This window comes from Rhodococcoides corynebacterioides, from assembly GCF_019834675.1.
GTDB lineage: Bacteria > Actinomycetota > Actinomycetes > Mycobacteriales > Mycobacteriaceae > Rhodococcoides > Rhodococcoides corynebacterioides_A.
On the sequence record NZ_JABUBU010000005.1, the window covers coordinates 1 to 22,658 of the forward strand.

The window sequence follows — 22,658 nt, forward strand, 5'->3', positions numbered from 1 at the left end:
GGAGGGAAGGGGGGAAGGGCAGGCGGGCGGGCAGTAGGACACAGGCCTGACACGACGAAACGGGCCGCACCTCCGAAGAGATGCGGCCCGTTCGCAGGGAACCGAGTACCTACTCCGAGCTCTCGCCCGACTTGGCCAGGTCCACTGTGAGGTCGTCGGGAAGCGTGATCGGCTTCTTCTCGCCTCGGAAGGTGAACACGGCGTCCTCGCCCTGACCCTCGCCGTCCCAGTTGTCGACGTCGACCAGCACGATCTGACCGGGCTCGACCTCGCCGAAGAGGATCTTCTCCGACAGCTGGTCCTCGATCTCGCGCTGGATGGTCCGACGCAGCGGCCGGGCGCCGAGGACCGGGTCGAAGCCGCGCTTGGCCAGCAGCGACTTGGCCTTGTCGGTGACCTCGATGGCCATGTCCTTGTTCTTCAGCGCCACCTCCACGCGACCCAGCATGAGGTCGACCATGCGAATGATCTCGTCCTGCGTGAGCTGGTGGAACACGACGATGTCGTCGATGCGGTTGAGGAACTCGGGCCGGAAGTGCTTCTTGAGCTCGTCGTGCACCTTGAGCTTCATGCGCTCGTAGTTCGAGCTGTCGCCCTCACCCGAGCTGAAGCCGAGGCCGACGGCCTTGGAGATGTCCGACGTGCCGAGGTTCGAGGTGAAGATCAGCACGGTGTTCTTGAAGTCGACCGTGCGTCCCTGACCGTCGGTGAGACGGCCGTCCTCGAGGACCTGCAGGAGCGTGTTGTAGATCTCCTGGTGGGCCTTCTCGATCTCGTCGAACAGCACCACGGAGAACGGCTTGCGGCGCACCTTCTCGGTGAGCTGGCCGCCCTCTTCGTAGCCCACGTAGCCGGGAGGCGCACCGAACAGACGCGACGCGGTGAACCGGTCGTGGAACTCGCCCATATCGATCTGGATGAGCGCGTCGTCCTCGCCGAAGAGGAAGTTCGCCAGCGCCTTCGACAGCTCGGTCTTACCGACACCCGACGGGCCGGCGAAGATGAACGAGCCCGACGGACGCTTGGGGTCCTTCAGCCCGGCGCGGGTGCGACGGATGGCCTTGGAGACGGCCTTGACGGCCTCGACCTGACCGATGATGCGCTTGTGAAGCTCGTCCTCCATGCGCAGCAGACGGGTGGTCTCCTCCTCGGTCAGCTTGAACACCGGGATGCCGGTCCAGTTGCCCAGGACCTCGGCGATCTCGTTGTCGTCGACCTCGGCGATGACGTCCAGGTCACCGGAACGCCACTGCTTCTCGCGCTCGGCGCGCTGCGCGACGAGCTGCTTCTCCTTGTCGCGCAGGTTCGCCGCCTTCTCGAAGTCCTGCGCGTCGATCGCGGACTCCTTCTCCCGACGCGCGTCGGCGATCTTGTCGTCGAACTCGCGCAGGTCCGGCGGCGCGGTCATCCGACGGATGCGCATGCGCGCGCCCGCCTCGTCGATGAGGTCGATCGCCTTGTCCGGCAGGAACCGGTCGTTGATGTACCGGTCCGCGAGGGTGGCGGCGGCCACCAGTGCGCTGTCGGTGATGGAGACGCGGTGGTGCGCCTCGTACCGGTCGCGCAGACCCTTGAGGATCTCGATGGTGTGATCGACGGACGGCTCGCCCACCTGCACCGGCTGGAAGCGACGCTCGAGTGCGGCGTCCTTCTCGATGTACTTGCGGTACTCGTCCAGCGTGGTGGCGCCGATGGTCTGCAGCTCGCCACGAGCCAGCTTCGGCTTGAGGATCGAGGCGGCGTCGATCGCGCCCTCGGCGGCACCCGCGCCGACGAGCGTGTGCAGCTCGTCGATGAACAGGATGATGTCGCCGCGGGTGTTGATCTCCTTGAGCACCTTCTTCAGGCGCTCCTCGAAGTCACCGCGGTAGCGGCTGCCGGCCACCAGCGACCCCAGGTCGAGGGTGTAGAGCTGCTTGTCCTTGAGCGTCTCCGGCACCTCGCCGTTGACGATGGCCTGCGCGAGACCCTCGACGACGGCGGTCTTGCCGACGCCCGGCTCACCGATGAGCACCGGGTTGTTCTTGGTGCGGCGGCTGAGCACCTGCATCACGCGCTCGATCTCCTTGGAGCGCCCGATGACCGGGTCGAGCTTGCCCTCGAGGGCGGCCTGGGTCAGGTTCCGACCGAACTGGTCGAGCACCAGGGAGGTCGACGGTGTGCCGGCCTCGCCGCGCCCGCCGCTGCCGGACTCGCTGGGCTCCTTGCCCTGGTAGCCGGACAGCAGCTGGATGACCTGCTGGCGCACGCGGTTGAGATCGGCGCCCAGCTTCACCAGGACCTGGGCGGCGACGCCCTCGCCCTCGCGAATGAGGCCGAGCAGGATGTGCTCGGTGCCGATGTAGTTGTGTCCGAGCTGCAGCGCCTCGCGGAGGCTGAGCTCGAGGACCTTCTTGGCACGGGGCGTGAACGGGATGTGCCCGGACGGTGCCTGCTGACCCTGGCCGATGATCTCCTCGACCTGGCTGCGCACACCTTCGAGGGAGATCCCGAGCGACTCCAGGGACTTCGCCGCCACGCCTTCACCCTCGTGGATGAGACCCAGCAGGATGTGTTCCGTGCCGATGTAGTTGTGGTTGAGCATCCGGGCCTCTTCTTGGGCCAGGACGACGACGCGCCGTGCGCGGTCGGTGAACCTCTCGAACATCGCTCTCCCTCACACTCATGGCGGGCAGGTTCCGACGCTCTGGTGCATCGAACCCCGATCCCCCACGACTCACTCTAGTTGTCGTGACCGGGAGGGTGCCGCTCAGCGGGGAAGTTCCTCCGACGGCGAACGACCGTGGCGGACGCTGCCGTCGGACCGTCACTGCCGGGCGGACCCTCGTAGAGAGCACAACGCACGTCGGCGCGAGATCGTTACCGCGGAGACGCGTCGCGGCGTCCACCTACAGCGAACGGCCACCGAGTTCGCTTAGTGACCGCTGATAAAGAATGCCGTCCGCCATTGGGCCGACCGTCATTCAATTGAATGACGGTCGGCCCAAGGCGACGACTCAGGACGCGACCGAATCGGTACGACGTTCCCACGCGCGGACGATCTCGGACGAAATGCGTCCACGCTCGCTGATCTCGAATCCTTGCGTGCGTGCCCATTCTCGGATCGCCGCACTCCGAGCGCGATCCGCGGCCCCGCGCGGACGCGACTTTCCCGACGTCGGCGCCGTCCCCGGCTCCGGCTCCGAACTCCCCCGCGACGTCACCCGACGGGCGTGGTGGATCCACTTGTCCATGTGTTCCCGCAGATCAGCTGCGTTGCGCTCGGACAGATCGATCTCGTACCACGTGCCGTCCAGGCCGATCGAAACCGTTTCGTCGGCGGGGACGTCGTCCATGTCGTCCACCAACGTGACAGTGACCTTCTTGACCATTCTCACATTCCCCCGATCCCGACCACGGCGGCTTTGTGTACCGTGCCCTCCCATATTACGCGAATAGCCCGATCGAGGGCACCACTCGGACCGAAAAGCCCGTTTTGCGTCAGTGCCGTCCGCGGTCCGGACGAACCAGCGGGAAGAGGATGGTCTCGCGAATACCGTGCCCGGTGAGGGCCATCAACAGACGGTCGATCCCCATTCCGGTGCCCGTGGTGGGCGGCATTCCGTACTCCATGGCGGCCAGGAAGTCCTCGTCGAGCACCATCGCCTCGTCGTCACCCGCCGAGGCCAGCCGCGCCTGGTCCGCGAACCGCTCCCGCTGCACCACCGGATCGACCAGCTCGGAGTAGCCGGTCGCGAGTTCGAAGCCACGGACGTAGAGATCCCACTTCTCGACGACGCCCGGCGTCGATCGATGGGCACGGACCAGCGGCGACGTCTCCACGGGGAAGTCGCGAACGAAAGTCGGGACCGTCAGCTGGTCGCGGCACGTGTGCTCCCACAGTTCCTCGACGAGCTTGCCGTGGCCCCAGCCCTTGCCCTCCGGCACCTCGAGCCCGACGCGGTCGGCGAGCGCGCGAAGCTCGTCGACGCCCGTCTCCGGGGTCACCGTCTCCCCGGTCGCCTCCGACAGCGACGGGTACATCTCGATGCTGCGCCACTCGCCCGCGAAGTCGTACTCCGTGCCGTCGGCGAGCGTGACCTGCAGGCTGCCGTACACGGCCTGCACCACTTCCTGGATCAACTCGCGGGTCATGACCGCCGAGTCGTCGTACGTGCCGTAGGCCTCGTACGTCTCGAGCATCGCGAATTCCGGGGAGTGCGTGGAGTCGACGCCCTCGTTCCGGAAGTTGCGGTTGATCTCGAAGACGCGGTCGATCCCGCCGACCACCGCGCGCTTGAGGAACAGCTCCGGCGCGATCCGCAGGTAGAGGTCGATGTCGAGCGCGTTGGAATGCGTCACGAACGGGCGGGCCGCCGCGCCGCCGTGCAGCGTCTGCAGCATCGGGGTCTCGATCTCGAGGAATCCTCGCCGTTCGAGTCCGTCCCGCAGAGCGCGCAGGGCGCGCACTCGCCGACGCGCGTTCTCCCGGGCCTCCGGCCGCACGATGAGGTCGACATAACGCTGCCGAACCCGCGACTCCTCCGACAGATCCTTGTGCGCGACGGGCAACGGCCGCAACGACTTCGACGCCATCTCCCACCGGTCGGCCATCACCGACAGTTCGCCGCGTCGCGAGGAGATCACCTCACCGCCGACGAAGACGATGTCGCCGAGATCGACGTCCGACTTCCACTGCGCCAACGACTCCTCGCCGACCCCGGCGAGCGAGATCATCGCCTGCAGCTGGGTGCCGTCGCCGTCCTGCAGGGTCGCGAAGCACAGCTTGCCCGTGTTCCGCAGGAAGATGACGCGACCGGCGACGCCGACCTGCACACCGGTGTGCGTGTCCGGCTCGAGGTCCGGGTGCGCCGCGCGCACCTCGGCGAGAGAGTGGGTCCGGCCGACCGACACGGGATAGGGCTCCCGACCGGACTCCAGCAGGCGCGTGCGCTTCTCGCGGCGGATGCGCAACTGCTCGGGGGTGTCGTCGGTCGCGGGGGTGGGCTCTGCGTCGGTCACGGACGTTCAGCGTACTGCGTTGCCCGTGGTCACCGGCGCGAGGCGCCCCGCGCGGCCGGCCACGCTCAGTGCGCGACCAGCGTGGCCGGCCACGCTCAGTGCGCGACCAGCGCACGCCCTTCCCGGATGCAGTGCCGCGCCCGGCCGACGACGCCCAGCAGTCCGGCGGCGCGGACGGCCTGGTAGCCGCCGACGACGTCCGTCGCCCGGTGCAGGCCGAGTTCCTGCAGAGCGGCGGCGGCCAAGGAGGAGGTGTAGCCCTCCGAGCACAGAACCACCCACTCGACGTCGTGGTCCACCGCCGCCGCGAGGCGGGCGGACGAGAGCGGGTCGAGACGCCACTCCAACACGTTGCGTTCGACCGCGAGGGCTCCCGGCATGGTGCCTTCCGCGGCGCGCTGGGCCTGGGGGCGGATGTCGACGAGAATCGCCCCGCGGGCGACGGCGTCGGGCAGTTCGTCGACGGGCATCCGACGGTAGGTGGCGCGGGCCCGCTCGAGCATCTCGTCGATGGTCATCACGCGGTTCCCTCCGGGACGTCCGTGAGCTCGGTGCGGGTGCGGCGCAGTCCACCGGACCCGATGTCGTAGTAGGACATCGCCGTCAACGGCGGCGAGTAGGCGTGCACGCTGAGCGTGGGAGACGACGACGACGAGGACGCGGCCACCGCGTCGCGATCGTCCGTCGGGGCGTGGGTCACGTCGTGCACCCAGCCGAGCGGGAACGACGCCTGATCGCCGGCCCGGAGCAGCCGGTGCGCCAACGTGGTTCCGTTCCAGCGGTATTCGCTGAGCGCGCCGCTGAGCACGGTCAACGCGCCCAACGACCCTGCGTGGTCGTGCAATTCGGTGGAGCGGTCCCGCACCCAGCTGATGAGCCAGACGTCGACGAGGTCGTCCGAGTGGACCCGCACCGACCACCGCTCGTCGGTGGGGAACCCGCCCGTCGGCAGCAGGGCGTCGTGGCGGCCGTCGAGTACGTCGGCGGCGCTCTGGTCGCTCAGTCGCAGCAGATCGGCGGGCCGCAGCGAGGTCGGCGCCAGGACCGCCGGCGGCGCCTCGGACGAGCGGGGAGCGGGCGACCCGACGCGCGGCGGGACCGAGCGCAGGGTGGTGGTGGAACGACGAGACGAGGTGCGCGTACGCGCAGGAAGGGACAGCACAGCGGAACTCCAGGGAGGTGTGACAACGAGTCGGGACAGGCGTCAGCCCCGACAACACTCCCGGTTCGCGCAGTAGGTCACGGCGCCCAGTGTGGCAGACACTCCGGCACCGCGCCACCCCTGCCGGGAACCGCCGCTCCTCCCGGAGAGGCCCTCACGGACGGCGCCGGGCGCGGTTGCGCTCGTGCACCAGCTGCAGGCCGTCGAGGGTGAGCGTCGGCTCGACGCGATCGATCGCGGTCGACTCGGGCGCCACCAGCGACGCGCTGTCCCCGGTCGCGACCACGACCACCCCGGCACCGCCGAAGCCGGCAACCTCGGTCCGGATGCGTGCGACCAGCCCGTCGACCAGGCCGGCGAACCCGATGACCGCGCCGGCCTGCATGGCCTCGACCGTGTTCTTGCCCAGGACGTGTCGCGGGCTGACCAGTTCCACCGTCCGCAACGCCGCGGAGCGCGACGCCAGCGCGTCCATGGAGATCTCGAGCCCCGGGGCGATGACGCCGCCGAGGAACTCACCCTTGCCGGACACGACGTCGACGCACGTCGAGGTGCCGAAATCGACCACCACACAGGGGGATCGGAACTTCTCGTAGGCGGCCAGGCAGTTCACGATGCGGTCGGCACCCACCTCTTTCGGGTTGTCGACCAACAGCGGCACCCCGGTCCGGACGCCCGGTTCGACGACCACCTGCGGAACATGTGACCAGTAGCGGGACAACATGACTCGCATCTCGCGCAGGACGGACGGGACGGTGGACAGGGCCGCCACCGCGGTGATGTTCTCGACGTCGGGTCCGAGGAGACCGCGGAACGTGAGGGCGATCTCGTCGGCCGTCACGGCGGGGTCCGTCCGGAAGCGACGCTGGACCGTCAGGGTCGCGTGGTCCCCGCTGCCGGTGAAGACGCCGAGGACGGTCGTGGTGTTCCGAACGTCGACGGCGAGCAACATCAGTACGACACCGCGACGTCGCGCTGAAGCGTGCGCGGGGAGATCAACCCGGAGTCGGCCGGCACGTCGGCAGGGTCGGCACCCAGGTGGACCGGGCGGTTGTCGGCGTCGACGAAGACCACGCGGGGCGCGTAGTCCAGGATCTCCTGCTCGTTCAGGATCCCGTAGGCGATGATGATGACCAGATCACCGGGGTGCACGAGATGTGCTGCGGCACCGTTGATTCCGATCACGCCGGAGCCGCGCGTCCCGGCGATCGCGTAGGTCTCGAGCCGGGCGCCGTTGTCGATGTCGACGATGGTCACCTGCTCGCCCTCGAGCAGCCCGGCCGCGTCGAGCAGATCCTGGTCGACGGTGACCGACCCGACGTAGTGCAGGTCGGCGTGCGTGACCGTCGCGCGGTGGATCTTCGACGTCATCATGGTGCGCAACATGGCGTGGTCCTCGAATTCGGTGGGTTGGAGGGTGCGTCGGGGTGGTGGGAGCCGCGCTCGGGAGTGGCTCGGGAGTGGCTCGGGAGTGGCTCAGGAGTGGCCCAGGTGGCGGTGGCCGGCCGGGTCCGCGGGTGAGCTCAGCGCCACGCCCACGTTGTCGATCAACCGGGTGGTTCCGACCCGCGCGGCGATCAGCAGGCGGCCCCGCCCCTCCTCGGGCGCGTCGCGCAGGTCGGCGCCCCGCAGTTCGAGGTAGTCGACGTCCACCTCGGGCGCGGCCGCGAGCACGGCCGATGCGGTCGACAGGACCGCGTCCGCGCCGCGTTCACCCGCGTGCTGACCGGCGACCAACGCCGCCGAGAGCACCACGGCGGCGTCGCGCTGCTCCGCCGACAGGTAGCGGTTGCGGGACGACAGCGCCAACCCGTCGGATTCGCGCACCGTGGGAACGCCGACGATCTCGACGTCCAGGTTCAAGTCCCGCACCATCTGGTGGATCAGCACCAACTGCTGGTAGTCCTTCTCGCCGAAGTATGCGGCGTCCGGACCGACGATGGAGAGCAGTTTCGCCACCACCGTCAGCATGCCCGCGAAATGACCGGGGCGAGAAGCACCTTCGAGCTCGGCACCCAGCGGGCCCGGGCGCACCGTGGTGCGCGGGCCGTCGGGGTACATGTCGGACACCGACGGCACGAAGGCCAGTTCCACCCCGGCCTCGCGCAGAACGTCGAGGTCGGCGTCGAGGGTGCGCGGGTAGGCGTCGAGGTCCTCCCCCGCCCCGAACTGCAACGGATTCACGAAGATCGACACCACCACCACGGCGCCCGTCCGGCGCGCCATCTCCATCAGCTGGACGTGGCCCGCGTGCAGCGCGCCCATGGTGGGCACCAGAACGACCCGTCGGCCGGACCCGCGCAGCGCGCGCGTGACCGTCCGAATGGCCTGCGGCGCATGATGTGTGGTCAAGGCGCCCGGGACGAACATGGGGCTGTCTCCGGTCACGATTGCCTCCTCAGGCGCTCGACGATGTGGGTTGCCCCCGTGCGCTGCGCGCTCCGTAGGGACAACGCCCGATACCCGGCTGCGATGTTCTCGTCGATCGCCCCGAGAGCCTGCAGGTGCGCGTCCACGGCGTCGGCGTCGCCCCGCGCGACGGGACCCGTCAATGCGGCGGGTCCGCTGCGGAGCACGTTGTCGAGCGCCGCCGACAGCAGGGGCGCGAGCACCCGCTCGGCGACGCCGCCGGGCCGGGACTCCACCGGCTGCTGCCCCGTCAGTTCCGTGTCGGCGAGCGCGGCCCGCAACGCGTCCAGCGCGTCGTTGACGACGGTCACCAGGTGGTTGCTGCCGTGGGCCAGCGCGGCGTGGTACAGCGTGCGTGCGTCCTCCCGAACGCCGACGGGCTCGCCGCCGATCTCGAGGACGAGCGACTGCGCGATGGCGTACCCGATCTCGTCGGCGGCCGTGATGCCGAAGCAGGCCGACGCCAACCGCTCGGTGTCCTCCGGCTTGCCGCTGAACGTCATCGCCGGATGCACGGCCATCGTCACCACGCCGTCGCCGGCCAGCGGAGCGAGGACACCGACACCGTTGGCGCCCGAGGTGTGCAGGACCAACGTTCCGGGAGTGACGGCGCCGGTCCGCGCGAGCCCGCGAACCAGGTCCGGCAGTTCGGCATCGGGGACCGCGAGCACGAGAAGTTCGGCGCGCGCGGCGACCTCGGCGGCGGGGAGCACGGCGGCGTCGGGAAGGCGAGTACGCGCGCGGTCTCGCGACGCTTCGGACACGGCGGCGCAGCCGAAGACGACGTGACCGACCCTGTCCAGAGCTTCGCCGAGGGCGGTGCCGACACGGCCCGCCGAGACGATGCCGACGGACAGACGCGCCGGCGCAGGATCGGTGGTCACCGATGGTCTCCGTTCGTTCCAGTCCCGCCTGGCGGGTACCGGACTACTCGTGAGTGATCGAGCGCCAGAGTAGTGCCGTGGAGTTCACGGGCGCCATGCGACGCCGGTCACACCCGGCGACGCGGCGACGACGCCCGCGCGGTGAGAACGCGCCCGGATCAGTCCGCGCGACGACGGCGACGACCGCCACCCGACGCCGTGTCCGCGGTCCCCATCGACGCCAGAATCTCCGCGACGGACCGCCCGCTGGTGTGCGAGCCGGACCGCGAGTCCTCCGGCGGGTAGTCGGCTGCGCTCGGCTCGGGTGCCGGGGTCGGTTCGGGCGCCGGGGTCGGTTCGGGCGCCGGGGTCGGCTCCGGCTCGGGCATCGGGAACGGCTCGGGCTCGGGCTCCGGCTCGGGGAACGGCGCGGGCTCCGGCGTCGGGAACGGCTCGGGCGCCGGCGCCGGGTCCGGCTCGGCCGGGAACGGAACCGGGTCGGGCTCGGCCGGGAACGGAACCGGGTCGGGCTCGGGCGGGGCAGGAACCGGCTCGGGCTCGGGCGAGGACGGAACTGTCTCCGCCCGTCCGGTGGACCGCGCCGGAGCCGGGCGGAAAGTGCCGTCGGCGTCGAATTCGCCGCCGATGATCGAGGTCTCGGCCGTGACCGGATCGTCGTACGGGCTCGCGAAGCCGGCGTGGCCGTACGACGGCTCCGGGCTGTACGCGGGGGTGCGGGTGCGGGATGCGCCGGGGACGTAGAGGCCCGAGGGCGCCGCTTCGTAGCCGTGGGCCCGGTCGGCGAGTTCGCGCATGCGGTGCGCCTCGGCGAGGGCGGCGCGATCGTCGGGCAGTTCCCCGTCGAACAGCATCTCGAGGCTGCGGCGCAGCGCGACCAGTTCGGCGCGCAGCGCGCGGACCTCGTCCGAGCTCTCGCCCACCTCGGCGCGCACGCGGCTCTCGACGCCGAGTTCGTACTCCCGTCGTGCCGCGATCTCGCGCTCGAGCTGGAGTTCGTAGACGGTCTGCAGATCGCGCGCCTTCATCCGATCGGCCGCCGCGTCGCGTCGGTACCGCGTCATGGCGAAGGCTCCGAGGATGGCCGCCCACAGTGCGGCGACGATGCCCACGCGCAGCAGTGGAACGCTGTCGCTGAGGATCAGCACCACGCTCGCGACGACGCCGAGAAGCACCAGACCTGCGAGAACGGTGTGATCGTTGCCACGTCTGGTGCGACGGTTCGCCTTGCCACGCCCGGTCTCCGTCATGGCCTCCAGGGTAACGGCACCCCGGTCTGTTCTCCGTCACCAACCCGCCCGCCGGAACGACGACGTCAGGACGCGGCGTGGTCCTCGCCCGGCTCGTCCGGCGTGCGGCAGCAGTGCTCCACCCAGAGTGCGGCGGCCACCGTCACGACGCCGGCGACGGCTCCGACGACGACACCCGGCAGGTCCTCGCTCGCGGCCCGCAGCACGCCCCGCAGCGGCAGGAGGTGGACGAGGACACCGGCCCACACGCCCGCGGCCGCGGCTCCCACCAACGCCGCGGCCTTGGCCAGCGCAGCGCCCCGCGCCACGGTGATCGGGTGCAGCTGTCCGGGCCCCGGCCCGATACGCCGGGTCCGCAGCCGCGAGCGCACGACGAACCCGACCACCACCAGCACCACCGACACCGGATAGAGGGACGCCCCGGCGAACGGCGAGATCGGCGGCACCGTCCCGTAGAACGTGCGCACCAGCAACCACGACGCCACGGCGGCGGTCACCGCGATGACCAGGAGGTCGCGCACGCGGGTGGCGGTCACCGCACGTCCTCCACCCGTCGGACGCCGTCCCGCTCCGCGGGACTCAGGGCCGCCAGATGCTCGGTCACGGGAACGCCGTGCAGGACGGCGTCGGGCTGGACGTCCAACCACGGTCGCAGCACGAAGGCGCGCAGGTGGGCGCGCGGATGCGGCAGGGTGAGCTCCGGATCGTCGCTGACGACGTCGTCACAGGCGACGAGATCGACGTCCAGCGTGCGCGGTCCCCAGCGCACCACCCGCGTGCGCTCGGCGACCTGTTCGAGGCGCTGGGCACGCAGCAGCCATTCCCGCGCGTCGGCGTCGGCGTCCTCGGCGAGCACCACCAGATTGAGGAAGTCGTCCTGCTCGACTCCACCCCACGGCGGCGTCGCGTACGTGTGCGAGACGGCGACGACGGTGTCACCGAGCCCGTCGACGGCGGCGCCGAGCAACGCGCGCGAGTCGCCGAGGTTGCTTCCCAGCGACAGGACGACGCGGCTCATGCGCGCTCGCGGGTCACCACGACGGCGACGTCGGCGAACTGCAGCGGAATCGGAGCCGACGGCTTGTGCAGCGTGACCTCGACCCGCACCACCCGCGGATCGGTGAGAACGCCGTCGGCGATCTCGCCGGCCACGGTCTCGATGAGATCGCGCGGCGGCCCGGCGATCACGGCGGCAGCGGCCTCGGCCAGTTCGCCGTAGTGGGCGGTGTCGGCGAGGTCGTCGGACGCCGCAGCGGGCGCCAGATCCATGTGCACCACCAGGTCGACGACGAAGTCCTGGCCGTCACGGCGCTCGTGGTCGAACACGCCGTGGTGCCCGCGGACCGTCAGCCCACGCAGTTCGATGCGGTCGGTCACGGCGTTCCTCCGAGATCGGGGGCCGTCCACCGGTGGTGGACGGCGAGGGCGTCGACGGTTCCGCGGACGTCGTGCACGCGCACACCCCACGCGCCCGCCCTCGCGGCCAACACGGAGATCGCCGCCGTCGCGACGTCGCGTTCCGTCGGGGGCCGCGGCTCGCCGCCCCGCGCGAGCAACGTTCCGAGGAACCGCTTCCGCGAGGCGCCCACCAGGACCGGAAAGCCGGTGTCGACCAGGCGACCGAGACCGCGCAGCAGGGCCCAGTTGTGGTCGGCGTTCTTGGCGAACCCGAGACCGGGATCGAGCACGATGCGGTCCGCGTGGACCCCGGCGGCCACCGCGGCGTCCACCTGGCGGAGCAGACCGGCCCGCACGTCGTCGACGATGTTCCCGTACTCGAGCGCCGCCGGGGAGCCCGGCCGGTGGGTCCAGTCCGGGGTCGCCGCCCAGTGCATGAGCATCCACCCCGCGCCGGCGTCGGCGACCGTGCGCGACATCGCCGCATCGGCGAGTCCACCGGAGACGTCGTTGATCCAGCTCGCGCCGGCCTCGACGGCGGCCGCGGCGACGGACGCCCGCATCGTGTCGACGCTGACGGCCACGCCCTCCGCGACCAACAGGCGGATCACGGGGACGACCCGCGCGGTCTCCACCGCGGGATCGACGCGGTCCGCACCCGGCCGCGTGGATTCACCACCGACGTCGACCAGATCGGCGCCGTCGGCGACGAGATCGAGCCCGCGGGCCACGGCGCGATCGACGTCCAGGTAGCGACCGCCGTCGGAGAAGGAATCGGCGGTCACGTTGACCACCCCCATCACGACGGGCGGGCGGCCGACGCGTGCGGACGACGCCGGGTCGAGAGCGATCACGGCCGCACTATCCACGCAGAATGAGGTCCAGGGCCTCGGACCGGGAGACCGCGCTCGACTGGAACACCCCGCGGACCGCCGAGGTCGTGGTCCGCGCGCCGGGCTTGCGGATTCCGCGCATCGCCATGCACAGATGCTCCGCCTCCATGACGACGATGACGCCTCGCGGCTCGAGTTTGCGCATCAGGGCGTCGGCCACCTGGGTGGTGAGCCGCTCCTGCACCTGCGGCCGCTTGGCGTACAGATCGACCACGCGGGCCAGCTTCGACAGCCCGGTGACCCGGCCGGACGGTCCGGGGATGTACCCGACGTGGGCCACACCGTGGAACGACACCAGGTGGTGCTCGCAGGTGGAGTACATCGGAATGTCCCGCACCATCACCAACTCGCGGTGCGACTCGTCGAACGTGGTGTCGAGCACCGAGTCCGGGTCGACGAACAGTCCGCCGAACACCTCCTCGTACGCCCGCGCCACCCGCGCCGGAGTGTCCTTCAGACCCTCCCGGTCGGGATCCTCGCCGACGGCGATCAGCAGTTCACGGACGGCGGCCTCGGCCCGCTCCCGATCGAACGGGCGACCGTTGGTGACGGACACCGGTTGATCGTAGGACTCGTCGACACGACTGAGAGACACGGTTTCGGCCCCTTCCGATGAGGCACTGCAGGCGGGAGCGGCGCGGCCGTGACGGCAACACCGCTCCAGCGATGGACCACGCCGACCGGATGTCGACGGGACGAGGGGACCAACGGCCAGACTCTAGCGGGAGTCCGGCCCCTCCCACCGCTGGGTCGGCGGCGGTGTGGACGAGCCACGGTCCGGGTTCTGCGGATCGTCCTGCCCGTACGGCTCGCGGTACGGCTCGGGCTCGGCCTGCGGCTCGCGGTACGGCTCGGGCTCGGCCTGCGGCTCGCGGTACGGCTGCGGTTCGCGATACGGCTGAGCCTCGCCGTACGGCTGGGGATCACCGTAGGGCGGGTTCTCGCCGTGGGGATGGGGCTGTCCGTAGCCCTGCGGCTGTCCGTAGCCCTGCGGCTGTCCGTAGCCCTGCGGCTGTCCGTATCCCTGCGGCTGGCCGTAACCCTGCGGCTGCCCGTACCCCTGCGGCTGCCCGTACCCCTGCGGCTGGCCGTACCCCTGCGGTTGGCCGTACCCCTGGTCGCCGGCCGGTCCGTACTGCCCCTGGTAGCGCGGCGCCTCGTCCTCGCGCGGCGGCCAGCCCGGCGCGGACCAGCCGGCCGGAGCACCGTAATCGGGCACGGACACACCGGGACGACCGCCGCGGTGTGCGCCGCCGCCCGTGACTCCCCGGCCGTCGTTCCAGCCGCGCGACCCGTTCTGGCCGGATCCGTTCTGACCCGACCCGGTCTGACCCGACCCGTTCTGACCGGACCCGTGCTGGGTGCCGTTCGGCGCGCCGTTGTGGGCGCCGCCGTTCCACTCGCCCGACGCCGTCTCGCGACCGGACCCGACCAGGCTCGGCTGCTTGACGACGGACACCGGCGGCCACGGCTCGCCGCGCTCGGCGGCGAGTTCGCGCGGCGTCTTCACCGGCGGCTTGGTCGAGGGGGTGCGATCACCGAAGTCGTTGAACGTGGTGATGCGGGGACGCTTCTCGACGCCCGTGAAGATCTGCTCGAGATCCTTGCGGGTGAGGGTCTCGCGTTCGAGGAGCTGCGTGGCGAGCTCGTCGAGCACGTCGCGGTACTCGTCGAGGATGGCCCACGCCTCGGTGTGGGCGGCCTCGATGAGGTTGCGCACCTCGCCGTCGATCTCGCGAGCGACCTCGTGCGAGTAGTCGGACTGCTGTCCCATGGACCGGCCGAGGAACGGGTCGCCCTGTTCCTGGCCGTACCGGACGGCGCCGAGCTTGCTGCTCATGCCGTACTCGGTGACCATCGCGCGGGCGATCTTGGTGGCCTGGTCGATGTCGGACGACGCGCCGGTGGTGGGCTCGTGGAACACGAGTTCCTCCGCGGCGCGGCCACCCATGGCCATGACCAGGCGCGCGATCATCTCCGACCGGGTCATCAGGCCCTTGTCGTCCTCCGGCACCGTCATGGCGTGACCGCCGGTGCGGCCGCGCGCGAGGATGGTGACCTTGTAGATCGGTTCGATGTCCGGCATCGCCCAGGCGGCCAGGGTGTGGCCGCCCTCGTGGTACGCGGTGATCTTGCGTTCGTGCTCGCTGATGATGCGGCTCTTGCGACGGGGGCCGCCGATGACGCGGTCGACCGACTCCTCGAGCGCCGCCTCGGTGATGACCGTGCCGTTCTCGCGTGCGGTGAGCAGCGCCGCCTCGTTGATGACGTTGGCGAGGTCCGCGCCGGACATGCCGACGGTGCGCTTGGCCAGGCCCTCGAGGTCGGCGTCCTGGGCGATCGGCTTGCCCTTGGAGTGCACCGCCAGGATGGCGCGCCGACCCGCGAGGTCGGGGGCGCCGACGGGGATCTGCCGGTCGAAGCGGCCGGGACGCAGCAGGGCGGGGTCGAGGATGTCGGGCCGGTTGGTCGCGGCGATGAGGATGACGCCGGTGCGGTCGCCGAATCCATCCATCTCGACGAGCAGCTGGTTCAGCGTCTGCTCTCGCTCGTCGTGGCCGCCGCCGAGGCCCGCGCCGCGCTGACGTCCGACGGCGTCGATCTCGTCCACGAAGATGATGCAGGGGCTGTTCTGCTTGGCCTGCTCGAACAGGTCGCGCACGCGGGAGGCGCCGACACCGACGAACATCTCGACGAAGTCGGATCCGGAGATGGTGAAGAACGGCACACCGGCCTCCCCGGCGACCGCGCGGGCGAGCAGCGTCTTGCCCGTTCCGGGCGGGCCGTACAGCAGCACGCCACGCGGAATCTTCGCGCCGAGCGACTGGTAGCGAACCGGGTTCTGCAGGAAGTCCTTGATCTCGTAGAGCTCCTCGACCGCCTCGTCCGAGCCCGCGACGTCGGCGAACGTGGTCTTCGGCATGTCCTTGGTGAGCTGCTTGGCCTTGGACTTGCCGAAGCCCATCACGCCACCGCGGCCGCCGCCCTGCATGCGGGACATGACGAAGACGAAGAGTCCGAGCAGGATGATCATCGGCAGCAGGAACAGCAGGATCGAGCTGAACCAGCTGTCCTGCGTGACGCGGGTGTCGAAGCTCTCGGCTCCCGACGCCGCCACCTTGTCGTAGATCTGGCCGGCCACCGAGTCCGGGTACTGCGCGATGATCTGCGTCTTGCCCTCGGTGGCGTCGCTGCCCTGGTTCAGCTCCAGCCGGACCTGCTGTTCGCGGTCGTCGATCTGGGCCGTCTTCACGTTCCGGTCGTCCAGCTGGGTCACGGCGGTGGAGGTGTCCACCCGCGTCCAGCCCCGCGTGTCGTCGCCGAACCAGCTGAAGGCGAAGATCACCAACAGGATGGCGGCGACGATCGCCAGGTTGCGGAACAGTGTCTTGCGGTTCATACAGCGTCGCCTTCTGGGGCCGTCGGGCTCGTCGTCACGTGCGCAGGTCGGGGACGGGAACACCCGCTCCCCGGCACAACACCGGAAAGGGTCAGGTTACCGCGTGAGAGGTCCCGCCCGCCGATGCACACAATCGGCCCAACGACGACGGCCCGGCGATGGTTCCCGGCGCGGGGTCGGATGCGGGGTCAGATGCGGGGGCGGGCGGCCCGCGGCATGAGGTACCAGAACCCGATGAGCAGGACGGTGACGACGGCCGCCGCGGGCAGCGCCGCGGCCGGTCCGATCACGATCTCGAAGGTCAGGGCGACGGCGCCCACCAGGGTCACCCCGAGCATCGCGATACCGCCGATGGCGAGCCGGTTTCCGGCCGTGACCAGGACGCCGATCGCGCGTCGGCGGAACAGGAGCCGGTGCATCCCCACCGGGGCGACCAGGAGGATCGTCGCCATCGTCGACGCGGAGACCGTCACCAGGTAGATGCCGTGACCGCGCGCGGAGAGGTCCTCGAACCGGCTCTGGAACGGCAGGGTGAGCAGGAACCCGGTGAGCAACTGCACACCGGTCTGCACCACCCGCAGCTCTTGGAGCAGCGCGAGCCAGTTGCGGTCGAGCTGCTGGGTCGGCGTCTCGCCCCGCACCTCGCGGTTCCACTCGATCTGGTCGTCGTCGTCCGTCGTCACCGATGTCCCCCGGCTCTCCCGTGTGCGGTCAGGAGCGGTCGTCGGCCGTCCGCGTCCAGGGTCGGTCGCGCTCGAGCTGGGCGGCCACCGACAGCAACAGCGCTTCGGATCCGGGCGGTCCGGCGATCTGCGCGGCCAGCGGTGTTCCGGAGACCGGGTGGGTGCCCGGCATCGGCACGCTCATCGCCGGCCAGCCGAGCAGGTTCCACAGCGCGGCGAACGGGGCGTAGCGGATGTTGGCGGCCAGGTTGCCGACCCAGCTCTTCTCGCTCCACCGGTCGGCCGCGATGGGCGGCTGCGCGAGCATCGGCGTGACCACCACGTCGACGTCGGCGAAGTAGGCGGTCACCCGCCGCTCGAGTGCCTCGATCTGCGACGGCCGCACCAGCCGACGCCCGAGTCGTCCCGCGGCGACGTGACGACGCGTGCGCTTCTGCAGTGCGGATCGGTCCAGTCCCGCGGCGTCCGCCGCCGCGCCCGCGGTCCAGCGCGCGAGTTGGCCCACCGGGCTGGCGGGGTAGGGCAGCTCGGCCGACTCGACACGGTGGCCGCACCCGGCCAGGGCGTCCGCGGTGTCCCGCGCCGCCTGCCGGAAGTGGCCGTCAATGCGGACCACGGGCGACGGTGAGCCGAGCGCGAGGCCCACCCGCAGCGGGCGGGGCTCGTCGACGTAGGCCAGGGAGGGGTCACCCGCCATCACCGACAGCACCAGTGCGGCGTCGGCGACGGTGGTCGCGAGCGGGCCGTTCTCGGCCATCCCGAACCACGAGTTCGCCCCCAGGTCGGAGGGGACGAGGCCGCGGCCGGGCTTGATGCCCACGAGTCCGCAGTCGGCCGAGGGGATCCGGATGGAGCCGAGACCGTCGTTGCCGTGGGCGACGGGAACCAGTCCCCCGGCCACCGCGGCGGCCGCGCCACCGGACGATCCGCCCGAGGTCAGGTCGGTGTTCCACGGGTTCCGGGTGATGCCGTCGGCGCCGTCGGTGGCGGCCCAGAGACACAGTTCCGGCACGGTGGTCAGTCCGACCACGACGGCGCCGGCGTCCCGCAACCGGGCGACGACGGCGTGGTCCGCGGCCGCGGGGTCGGCGGAGGTCGCCCGTGACCCGCTGCGCATCGGGTAGCCGGCGACGGGCACGTTGTCCTTCACCGCGATCGGCACGCCGGCGAGGGGCAGCGCGGCGAGGTCGGCGCGGGTGGCGACGGCGTCCGCTTCGCGCAGCACCTCGTCGGGGCGGACGACGGCGAAGGCATTCAGGTGCGACCCGGCGGCGATGCGGTCGAGCGCGTCCTGCGCGACCGCGGCGGGTTGGACACGTCCCGACCGGACGTCCTCGGCGACAGCGGTCGCGGTGCGCACGTCAGCCGCCGTAGACGTGCGGGTCGAGGGTGCCGATGTAGGGCAGGTCGCGGTACCGCTCGTCGTAGTCGAGCCCGTAGCCGACGACGAACTCGTCGGGAATGTCGAAGCCGACGTTGGCCACCTCGACGTCGACCTTGACCGCCTCCGGCTTGCGCAGCAACGTCACCACCTCGAGCGAGGCGGGCTGCCGGGTGGCGAGGTTCTTCATCAGCCAGGACAGGGTCAGGCCCGAGTCGATGATGTCCTCGACGATCAGGACGTGGCGGCCGGCGATGTCGCGGTCGAGGTCCTTGAGGATGCGGACCACCCCGGACGACGACGTCGACGAGCCGTAGGAACTGACGGCCATGAACTCGAGCTGGCTCGGAATCGGCAGTGCGCGAGCGAAATCCGTCATGAACATGATGGCGCCCTTGAGCACGCCGACCAGCAGGAGATCGCCCTCGGGCGCCCCCACCGGATAGCGAGCGGCGATCTCCTCGGCCAGCTCGGCGATACGCTTGTCGATCTCCTCGCGGGAGATCAGGATCGATGCGATGTCGCCCTCGTACACGGGTGAGTGTCCCTTCGGTCGAGCCGTCAGTGGTCGAGTGGGTGCCCGTCGCGCGGGTGTCCGATCACCTCGAGCTTGCCACGTCGACGGATCGCGACCAACCGTCCGCCCCCCTCGATCGACACCGGACCGGCCGGTCGGGCGAGCGCGACCCCGCCCTGTCCCCGCCAGCGCACGACCAGGTCGTCGACCGCCCGCAGCGAGGCGTCGGTACGCACGTCGGCGCCGCGCTCGCGCAGCCAGGCCAGCACCGCACGTCGTCGGATCGCCGCGGGGGCGTCGACGAGGGCGTCGACCACCAGGGCCTGCGCGGAGCGCGCCCGGCCGAGCAGCTCGTCGGCGAGGGCGGCCAGGGCGTCGTCGTCCTCCCGCAGCCGACGCGCGGTGCGCGCGAGCGCCTCGGCGACGCCGCCCTGCAGGACCTCCTCGAGCAGCGGGAGGACCTCGGTGCGCACGCGAACGCGGGTGAAGCGGGGATCGGCGTTGTGCGGGTCGGTCCAGGGGTCGACGCCGAGCTCGGCGCACGCGGCGACGGTGTCGGCTCGGCGAACGCTCAGCAGCGGTCGGCCCCAGGGCGGGGACCACGGCGTCATGGCGCGGAGGGATCCCGCGCCGGCGCCCCGACCGAGCCCGAGCAGGACCGTCTCCGCCTGATCGTCGAGGGTGTGGCCGAGCAGGACCGGTCGCCCGTCGGCGGCCGCCGTCAGCGCCGTCCGCCGCGCCCGGCGTGCCGCGGCCTCGAGCCCGCCGGATCCGCTCACCCGCACACGCACCACCGTCGTCGTGGCGCCCAGGGTCTCCGCCCGCGCCGCCGCCGCGGCGGCCACTTCCGCGGACCCGTCCTGCAGGCCGTGATCGACCACCACCGCCCGCACCGCCAGACCCTCGGCGCAGCAGCCCGCGACCAGCGCCGTCGAGTCCGCGCCGCCGGAACACCCGACCACCACGCCGTCGGGCGTCGGCCACTGCGTCCGCCACTCCCGCACCGCCCGCCGAACACGGTGCAGCGCCGGTGTCTCCGGGAAGGTCATCCGAGGACGCGCGCGGTCCACCGCTCCGGGGCCTCGATCTCGTCGGTCCGCGGCAGCGTCTCCGCGTCGGTCCAGACGGCGTTGAACTGGGCCATGCCCACCTGCCCCACGACGGCGTCGACGAAGGCCTTGCCCCGCACGTACTGCGCCATCTTCGCGTCCATGCCGAGCAGCGCGCGCAGGATCCGCTGCACCGGGTTCTGCTTCCGAGTTCGTCTGGCGTCGAACGCCTCTCGGATGCGTCCCACCGTCGGCACCACGGCCGGCCCGACCGCGTCCATGACGTGATCGGCGTGGCCCTCGAGCAACGTTCCCAGCATCAGCAACCGATCGAGGGCCTCGCGCTGGGCGGGCGCCTGTGTCGCCCGGAGCAGGCCGACGATGCCGTCGCCGAGTTCGTCGCGCCGCCGCAGCGCCTCCGACAGCCGGGACACCACCGCGGACAGCGGCTCGTCCGCGCCGTCGCCGAGCGTGGTCACGCAGTCCTTCATGTATCCCGCGAGCCACGGTGAGGAGGAGAACTGCACGCGGTGGGTGACCTCGTGCAGGCACACCCAGAGACGGAAGTCGGACGGCCGCACGCGCAGCGCCCGCTCGACCGCCACCACGTTGGGCGCCACGAGGAGCAGCGTGCCGTTCGGTCCGGTGAAGGGGTCGTACTGGCCGAGGATGGCCGTCGACAGGAAGGCGAGCATGGCCCCGGCCTGCAGCCCGCCGGGCTTGCCGCCGAGGAAGGCACCGTCGCCGTCGTCCTCGCCCTTGCCGTCGCGGGTGTTCCGCTCGGTCATCAGCTCCCGCATCGACGACGACGCCGCCGCGATCCACTCGGGCCGGTCCAGAACGCGGGCGGCGGGGACCGGGAGCCCGTCGGCCAGCCCGGTGACCTCGCGCACGGGGGCCTCGGCCCGGACGGAGGCGTCGGCCAACTCGGCCGTCACGGCGTCGGCGGTGTAGCGGGACGTCCGCGGACCGCGGGGCGCCAGCCGGGCGCCGGTGCGGGCCGCGAAGTCCCAGTCGATCACTCCCGAATCACCCATGGGTGCACCTGCTTTCGATCACGACCGGCCCCGGTGGGCACCGAGGTCGTCTCTCACGTGCAGCCGCACGACCGCAGCGTCGACGCCACGGCGTCCAGGGCCGGTCGCCCCACCTCGGGCGGGCGGTCGTTGGACATCAGCGCGAACGTCAGGACGCGTCCGCTCGAGTCGACCACGTATCCGGCCAACGCACTGGCGTTCGAGAGCGTTCCCGTCTTGGCCCGCAGCCAGCCCGCCGCGGTGCGGTCGCCCGAGGCGTAGCGCGCGGCGAGCGTCCCTGTCGCGCCGGCCACGGGCAGGTAGTCGAGCATGGGGCGCAGGGCTTCGGCGTGGGTGCGGGTGTCGACGGGCCCGGCCGCCGCGGTGACGATCGCGGACAGCACCCGCGCCGGGATCCGGTTGTCCACGGACAGTCCGCTGGTGTCCGCCAACCGCACCCCGTCCACGTCGACACCGTTGCCGCGCAGCGTCGACAGGACGGCGTCGACGGCGCCGTCGAAGGACGTCGGCTTCCCCGTTCCGGCCGCGATCTCGCGGCCGACGGCCTCCGCCAGCACGTTGTCGGAGAAGCCGATCATCTGACCGAGCCGCTGGCGCAGGGGCGCGGACTGCACGGTGGCGAGCGAGCCCGCGCCGCTGGGCGCCGACTCGGCGGACACGACGGCGGGGTCGAGACCCAGGGCGCGGGCGAGGGCGCGGCCGGTGTCGAGTCCCGGGGTGGCGCTGCGCGGCGACTCGTCGACCGTCGGCACCGACCGGCCCCCGTCGAGGGTCACCGGTTCGATGGGCGCGATGTAGCCGGCGGCGACGTCGCCGGGGAACCAGCCGTCGGCCGACGACGGCCCCGAGTACGCGCCGAGGTCGACGCCGATCGAGGTGATCTGCACGCCGGAACGACGGATCTGGTCGGCGAGATCGTCGATGCGGGCGCCGCCGTCGTAGAACCCGGGTGTGCCGATCGGTTGCGCGGTCAGGGTGGGATCGCCCTCCCCGACCAGCACGGCCTGGCCGGGACGATCCCCCTGGACCACCTTGGTGGTGACGCGATGGTCGGACGGGAGGGCGAGCATCGCCGCCGCCGCGGTGAGGATCTTCGTGGTCGACGCCGGCGTCATGGGCGTGTCCGGATCGGTGCTCCACAGCACCTCGCCGGTGATCGCGTCGGCCACCGATCCGGTGAAGCGGCCCAGGTCGGGATTGCGCAGCTGTGGGGCGAGCGTGGTGGCGAGAGCCGCCGGGTCCGGTCGCGGTGCGTCCGCCGGAACCGGCGCCACCGCCGGGGACGCGAGCACCGGGTCGGGCTCGGGTGCGGACGCCACCGGCGCGTCGGGCTCCCGGAAGGTCGGGGTGACCGCGGCGACCCCGACGACGGCCGCGATCAGCACGAGGACGGCGAGGGCCACACCCCAGCGCGACCGCAGCCGGGACCGCAGGCGCGAGCGCACCGAGCCTCTGGCCTTGCCCACGTCACTCCTCGCACCACTCGTCCGAACCGGGTCGCCCGGCGTCCCGACCACCCTATCGACCCATCCGGCCGACCCGGCGATCGTCGGCGACCCGCCGGGAACGCTAGTGTCTGCGTGCACCGTACGTGGCC

The 22,658-nt window shown here is 71.4% G+C and carries 22 protein-coding genes; all 22 read right to left on the reverse strand.

Annotated features, from left to right (window positions below; all coding sequences use genetic code 11):
- Window positions 1-109: 109 nt before the first annotated feature.
- Window positions 110-2,647 (reverse strand): ATP-dependent Clp protease ATP-binding subunit, encoded by a 2,538-nt coding sequence (locus HQ603_RS08730; RefSeq protein ID WP_222684162.1) that lies wholly within the window; start codon window positions 2,645-2,647, stop codon window positions 110-112.
- Window positions 2,648-2,996: 349 nt separating this feature from the next.
- Window positions 2,997-3,371 (reverse strand): histone-like nucleoid-structuring protein Lsr2, encoded by a 375-nt coding sequence (locus HQ603_RS08735; protein WP_222684163.1) that lies wholly within the window; start codon window positions 3,369-3,371, stop codon window positions 2,997-2,999.
- A gap of 109 nt (window positions 3,372-3,480) precedes the next feature.
- Complete coding sequence (gene lysS, locus HQ603_RS08740; RefSeq protein ID WP_222684164.1) at window positions 3,481-5,001, reverse strand: lysine--tRNA ligase; 1,521 nt, start codon at window positions 4,999-5,001, stop codon at window positions 3,481-3,483.
- A gap of 95 nt (window positions 5,002-5,096) precedes the next feature.
- A complete protein-coding gene (locus HQ603_RS08745) occupies window positions 5,097-5,519 on the reverse strand; it encodes a rhodanese-like domain-containing protein (RefSeq protein ID WP_222684165.1) in 423 nt (140 codons plus the stop codon).
- Window positions 5,519-6,043 carry a cysteine dioxygenase gene (locus tag HQ603_RS08750; protein ID WP_261773609.1) on the reverse strand — a complete coding sequence of 175 codons (525 nt, stop codon included), beginning with the start codon at window positions 6,041-6,043 and terminating at the stop codon, window positions 5,519-5,521. Before HQ603_RS08750 ends, HQ603_RS08745 begins: the two co-directional genes overlap by 1 nt.
- A 274-nt stretch (window positions 6,044-6,317) precedes the next feature.
- Window positions 6,318-7,115 carry a type III pantothenate kinase gene (locus tag HQ603_RS08755; protein ID WP_222684167.1) on the reverse strand — a complete coding sequence of 266 codons (798 nt, stop codon included), beginning with the start codon at window positions 7,113-7,115 and terminating at the stop codon, window positions 6,318-6,320.
- Window positions 7,115-7,549 (reverse strand): aspartate 1-decarboxylase, encoded by a 435-nt coding sequence (panD, locus tag HQ603_RS08760; protein WP_222684168.1) that lies wholly within the window; start codon window positions 7,547-7,549, stop codon window positions 7,115-7,117. The genes HQ603_RS08755 and panD overlap by 1 nt, the downstream gene beginning before the upstream one ends.
- A 90-nt stretch (window positions 7,550-7,639) precedes the next feature.
- The gene (gene panC / locus HQ603_RS08765) at window positions 7,640-8,533 is read right to left on the reverse strand and encodes a pantoate--beta-alanine ligase (protein WP_222684290.1); all 894 of its coding nucleotides are present in this window, start codon (window positions 8,531-8,533) and stop codon (window positions 7,640-7,642) included.
- Window positions 8,534-8,547: 14 nt separating this feature from the next.
- Window positions 8,548-9,456: a Rossmann-like and DUF2520 domain-containing protein gene (locus HQ603_RS08770; protein ID WP_222684169.1), complete on the reverse strand. Its 909-nt coding sequence runs from the start codon at window positions 9,454-9,456 to the stop codon at window positions 8,548-8,550.
- Window positions 9,457-9,614: 158 nt separating this feature from the next.
- A complete protein-coding gene (locus HQ603_RS08775; RefSeq protein ID WP_222684170.1) occupies window positions 9,615-10,703 on the reverse strand; it encodes a DUF6779 domain-containing protein in 1,089 nt (362 codons plus the stop codon).
- Window positions 10,704-10,768: 65 nt separating this feature from the next.
- Window positions 10,769-11,239 (reverse strand): DUF3180 domain-containing protein, encoded by a 471-nt coding sequence (locus HQ603_RS08780; protein WP_222684171.1) that lies wholly within the window; start codon window positions 11,237-11,239, stop codon window positions 10,769-10,771.
- Window positions 11,236-11,721 carry a 2-amino-4-hydroxy-6-hydroxymethyldihydropteridine diphosphokinase gene (gene folK, locus HQ603_RS08785; protein ID WP_222684172.1) on the reverse strand — a complete coding sequence of 162 codons (486 nt, stop codon included), beginning with the start codon at window positions 11,719-11,721 and terminating at the stop codon, window positions 11,236-11,238. The genes HQ603_RS08780 and folK overlap by 4 nt, the downstream gene beginning before the upstream one ends.
- Entirely contained in the window at window positions 11,718-12,080 is a 363-nt protein-coding gene (folB, locus tag HQ603_RS08790) for a dihydroneopterin aldolase (RefSeq protein ID WP_222684173.1), read from the reverse strand. The genes folK and folB overlap by 4 nt, the downstream gene beginning before the upstream one ends.
- Window positions 12,077-12,901, reverse strand: coding sequence for a dihydropteroate synthase (folP, locus tag HQ603_RS08795; protein ID WP_222684291.1), 825 nt, complete (start codon window positions 12,899-12,901; stop codon window positions 12,077-12,079). Before folP ends, folB begins: the two co-directional genes overlap by 4 nt.
- 61 nt (window positions 12,902-12,962) lie before the next feature.
- Window positions 12,963-13,550, reverse strand: coding sequence for a GTP cyclohydrolase I FolE (gene folE, locus HQ603_RS08800; RefSeq protein ID WP_308126430.1), 588 nt, complete (start codon window positions 13,548-13,550; stop codon window positions 12,963-12,965).
- Between the two features lie 162 nt (window positions 13,551-13,712).
- On the reverse strand, window positions 13,713-16,394 hold the full coding sequence (gene ftsH / locus HQ603_RS08805) for an ATP-dependent zinc metalloprotease FtsH (protein WP_222684175.1): 2,682 nt from the start codon (window positions 16,392-16,394) through the stop codon (window positions 13,713-13,715).
- Window positions 16,395-16,582: 188 nt separating this feature from the next.
- Complete coding sequence (locus HQ603_RS08810) at window positions 16,583-17,077, reverse strand: DUF6328 family protein (RefSeq protein ID WP_222684176.1); 495 nt, start codon at window positions 17,075-17,077, stop codon at window positions 16,583-16,585.
- Window positions 17,078-17,105: 28 nt separating this feature from the next.
- The gene (locus HQ603_RS08815) at window positions 17,106-18,437 is read right to left on the reverse strand and encodes an amidase (RefSeq protein WP_222684177.1); all 1,332 of its coding nucleotides are present in this window, start codon (window positions 18,435-18,437) and stop codon (window positions 17,106-17,108) included.
- 1 nt (window position 18,438) lies between these two features.
- Window positions 18,439-18,993, reverse strand: coding sequence for a hypoxanthine phosphoribosyltransferase (gene hpt, locus HQ603_RS08820; protein WP_222684178.1), 555 nt, complete (start codon window positions 18,991-18,993; stop codon window positions 18,439-18,441).
- Between the two features lie 26 nt (window positions 18,994-19,019).
- Window positions 19,020-20,024, reverse strand: coding sequence for a tRNA lysidine(34) synthetase TilS (gene tilS / locus HQ603_RS08825; RefSeq protein WP_222684179.1), 1,005 nt, complete (start codon window positions 20,022-20,024; stop codon window positions 19,020-19,022).
- Window positions 20,021-21,061: a zinc-dependent metalloprotease gene (locus HQ603_RS08830; RefSeq protein WP_222684180.1), complete on the reverse strand. Its 1,041-nt coding sequence runs from the start codon at window positions 21,059-21,061 to the stop codon at window positions 20,021-20,023. The genes tilS and HQ603_RS08830 overlap by 4 nt, the downstream gene beginning before the upstream one ends.
- A 53-nt stretch (window positions 21,062-21,114) precedes the next feature.
- Complete coding sequence (gene dacB / locus HQ603_RS08835; RefSeq protein WP_371831030.1) at window positions 21,115-22,527, reverse strand: D-alanyl-D-alanine carboxypeptidase/D-alanyl-D-alanine endopeptidase; 1,413 nt, start codon at window positions 22,525-22,527, stop codon at window positions 21,115-21,117.
- Window positions 22,528-22,658: the final 131 nt, after the last annotated feature.